This window comes from Streptomyces sp. SID13031, from assembly GCF_010548305.1.
In the GTDB taxonomy this organism is placed as follows: Bacteria; Actinomycetota; Actinomycetes; order Propionibacteriales; family Kribbellaceae; genus Kribbella.
Window position 1 is genome coordinate 1 of sequence record NZ_JAAGLV010000064.1, and the last position, 519, is coordinate 519.

The 519-nt window shown below is 68.8% G+C and carries 1 pseudogene; it reads left to right on the top strand.

From position 1 onward, the window contains the following. Positions 1-519, top strand: a pseudogene (gene carB, locus G3I17_RS39235) (carbamoyl phosphate synthase large subunit); the annotation flags it as partial.

Sequence of the window (519 nt, forward strand, 5' to 3'; positions counted from 1 at the left end):
CCGGTCGGCCTGCACACCAGCGACGCGGTGACCGTCGCACCCGCGCTGACGCTGACGGACCGGGAGTACCAGCGGCTGCGGGACATCGGCATCGCCGTGATCCGCGAGGTCGGCGTCGACACGGGCGGCTGCAACATCCAGTTCGCGGTGCACCCCGACACCGGGCGCGTGATCGTCATCGAGATGAACCCGCGCGTGTCGCGGTCGTCGGGCCTGGCGTCGAAGGCCACGGGCTTCCCGATCGCGAAGATCGCCGCGAAGCTCGCTGTGGGCTACACGCTGGACGAGATCCCCAACGACATCACCGGGTCGCCGCCCGCGTCGTTCGAGCCGACGCTCGACTACGTCGTCGTCAAGGTCCCGCGGTTCGCGTTCGAGAAGTTCCCCGCCGCCGACGACACGCTGACGACGACCATGAAGTCGGTCGGCGAGGCCATGGCCATGGGCCGCAACTTCACCGAGGCGCTCGGCAAGGCCATGCGTTCGATCGACAAGCAGGGCTCGACCTTCCACTGGGAT